Below are 3,285 nucleotides of genomic sequence, written 5' to 3'. Positions count from 1 at the left end.
CAGCCCGCCCCCTTGCGCATACCGCATGAAGACGTCGTACCGCAGGGATCACGACCCGTCACCACAGCCCGGACATCCCCGATTCAACCTGAGTACAACGGCGACGCGACTCGAGGACGGCGTGGGATTCAACTGGAACGTCCCTTCCTGCACCGTCCACGTTGGCTGGGAGCGGTCGGGTACGGTCGCCCCGATATTGCCGCCGCAGTCGTAGCTCAGGATGTTGGCGTTGGTGCCATAGCCCAGGAAGCTGCACTTTCGTCCGTCAGCCAGGATCAGGAACCAAGCCGGACGGCTAGGGTCGGCGTGGTTCAGTTTGCCGATCGGGATGCCACTGGGGTCGGCAGGCGTGACCTCGACGACTTGCTTGGAGGTTGGATCGCTTGAGCACAGCAGGGGAGAACTAGGATCACCTCCGCCGGTGTCGTTGATGAAGCATGGCGCCCCGTTTCCGGGCGGGGAGCAACGGACGGCGAGAGCCGATCCCGGGTCATCGGCAGAGCCGCTGTCGCACGTGGCGGCCCCACCGTTCGTCACCACCAGGCCGGGCGCTGGAGCCGCGCCGCCGTTCTGCCCGACAGCGGCCCAGGGCTCGAACGTTTTCACCACCGTATCGCCGGAGGCAGGGGGCGTGTACTGCAAGCCCAGCATTTGGTTGAAGTACAACACGTCTCCCGGGCAATACTTCACGACGAAGTGGCCGGTATCGACTATCCACTTCTGTGATTTGTCATATGCTACTGGGCACTCGCTTATATGGTCAGGAGGTGCTGGCACCGGACAGCTTTTCTTGACGGCCCAACCGGACGGCCCCCGCTCAAGTCCACAAGCACCCTCGATCTTCCCGGAAGTATTGGCAATGTAATCGAAAGGAACCTGATGCTCTAGCGTTACTGGCGAGTTTGGCTCCCCATATGAGCGGAGGGGCGGGACACAGACATAGCCAGGGTGGTGTGGAACATGGGCATGGGTGGCTGGAACGCAGGGAAACGGAATTTCAATTGCGGGCGAGTCGCCGTAGGTACCAATGAAGTGCACCGTATTGCCGTTTTCCGCGTCGGTCCCCAGGTAGCCGCCTGAGCCCTCGTCGTACTGTCCTCGGTCTACAAATTTCGGGTAGGCTGCGAAGTTAACACATGTTTTCGGTCCCGGTCCTGGTAGACAGGACCCTGCTCCGTTAATGGGCGAGTCGAGTGTGAACACGTCCCATTGCGACCTCTCGGGGGCGTTCTTCCAGGCGTTGTAAGCGACCAGGCCTCCCTGGCTGTGGCCGACGATCACGATCTTACTCGTGGGCCACACCGTCGTGATCGACCTCACCTCGTCCAGCAAGAGCTTTCCGTAGAGGTCAATGTCCCCTTTTCCAGAGGGCTGTGAATCATCGTCGGTGTATTTAGGGTAGGTGAAAGTCGGATCGCCGTGGCCCGAGGAGATGAGCGCGGCGGACCGGCGGCTCGACGCGATGCCGATCAGCCCGTTGTCGTGGTAGCTGAACGGAAGGATGATGGCGCCTTTGGCGGCGATCGCGTCCAGCATGAAGGAGTGGGTATAAGTCTTCGGAGAACCGTCTCCGTTGAGTTTCTTGGGTTCCGACGCGGCGTAGAGCTTATTGTGAACATCTACCGCATTGCCGTGCTTGTCGGTCTCTCCGTGATTCCACTTATGGAAGAAACTCCACGGACCCCCTTGTGATGCCCCCGCAAAATCGGCTTCGACCTCGATGCCTTGTTTATCGTTCCACGACTCCGGGCAGTAGCTGGGAGTGCTATCTAGGGTCGGCTTATAGGGATCCATGGTGAATCCGGGTTGGTGCGACCTAATCCCGTCAACCAGGATTACTACGTATAGCGGATCAGCGCCCGGTGTGACGATGCCTGAGGGCCGAAAATCCGACGTGGTTGCCGTGCTGCCCGCGCCACGGGCTGTTCGTGCGTTCACCTCTATTTTGTAGCGTTGATGGCAGTCCTCGAGGAGCCCGTCGAACGACGAGGACCGGTTGGTCGGGTCCACTATCCGCGACACCACTCCGCGGTTCGGGCCCAGATTCGGTTGAGGGTCTCGGCGGTTGTTGTATGTGGGAACGAGCGTGACGTTGTAGCCGGTTACTGTGGCGCCCGAATCTGGGGGGTCCCAATGGACCGTAGCCCTCCCGTTCTCCACGTCCTGCATCGTGACGTTGGTCGGCGCTCCTACAACGCTGGTCGACTGGCCAATGCCGTTCATCAGAGCAACCGCAGCACCTGTTGAGACCGAGAGAATGAGGGCGATGACGGCAGTCAGCACCTTGTGTGCGCCAATTATCGCTGCGACCTTGCTCATGACGTCTCACCTGGGTGCCAGGCGCGCTCGTTGCGGGCGGCCGGGCTTATGGTCGGCGGCCCGGGCGATAGGGTCGGGCTGCCCGAGCTGGCTGTCGCCACCCGCGCGGGGCCGGCCGGCGGGATCAATGCGTGCCGCACAACGTCGTCCCCAGCCGGGTCGGTCGCAGTTCCGGACGCCACCGCAGGCATTGTCTGCGACACCGCGAGCGCGCACCCGAGGCACAAAACGGCATGAATAAGCCGACCGATCGACAATCCCTTGGCATCGAGCAACCGTGACGAGGCCATCCCTCCCCCCTTTGCTGCGATTGCGATGCAGCGCGGCTCGTAGTGCCAATCATCGAATCGGTCCGACGCGTTGGGCGGGCAGCGCCTCCCACTACGCCAAGTTCCCGCCGGACCGCGGCCGGCGACTTCCGACGCCGCCGAGCGACCTGGACACGTCCGATGGCCCCGACCACGGCGAGCGCCGTCCCATCCAGGCTCGAGCCGAGCGACCCGGTCCGCGTGGCGGACCGGGTCTTGCGAGCGTCCCGGGACAGTCATGACCCGGCGATTTTCAGCAGTTGGATCTTGGTCCCGTCCCAGACCGCTGTTGCGGTGTACTGCCCGGACACCGGGGTCGTGTGCGACCCATTGAAGGGGTCGTTCGGGTTGGGGTTCTTGTACACGTAGTTCAGTTTCTCGTCGTAGCTGCCGGTCACGGCGAAGTCGCCGTGCTGAGTGTCAAACGAGACTAGGGCGCCCTTCGTTGGATCGCTGTTCGATACGTACTGGGCGCTTGTCGCGAACCCGAAATCACCGGTCGGCGAGTATGGACAGTTCGGGATCTGCGGATTGGTGGGCGGGAAGTGCACCGTGTTGCAGTCCTGAGTGGGCGTTAAGTCCGATCTTCCTCGGTTCGTGATCGCTCGATCGAGGTACTGATCGCCGGGCAGGCCATCCGCTGGGCATGTGCATGCTG

2 protein-coding genes are annotated in these 3,285 nt (G+C 62.2%); both read right to left on the bottom strand.

Annotated features, from left to right (window positions below):
• Positions 1-48 precede the first annotated feature (48 nt).
• A complete protein-coding gene (locus ACWC09_RS52385) occupies positions 49-2,319 on the bottom strand; it encodes a fibronectin type III domain-containing protein (RefSeq protein ID WP_450859376.1) in 2,271 nt (756 codons plus the stop codon).
• Positions 2,320-2,863: 544 nt separating this feature from the next.
• Positions 2,864-3,285 (bottom strand): hypothetical protein (locus tag ACWC09_RS52380; protein ID WP_450859374.1); only part of this gene is annotated, 422 nt, incomplete at its 5' end.

This window comes from Streptomyces sp. NPDC001617 (assembly GCF_053596855.1).
The sequence above is the reverse complement of the archived record's forward strand: the minus strand, read 5'-3'. Positions and strand labels throughout refer to the sequence as shown.

Excerpts from the sequence above, each read along its gene's own strand:
- ACWC09_RS52385 (WP_450859376.1), bottom strand. The coding sequence starts at position 2,319 with ATGAGCAAGGTCGCAGCGATAATTGGCGCACACAAGGTGCTGACTGCC.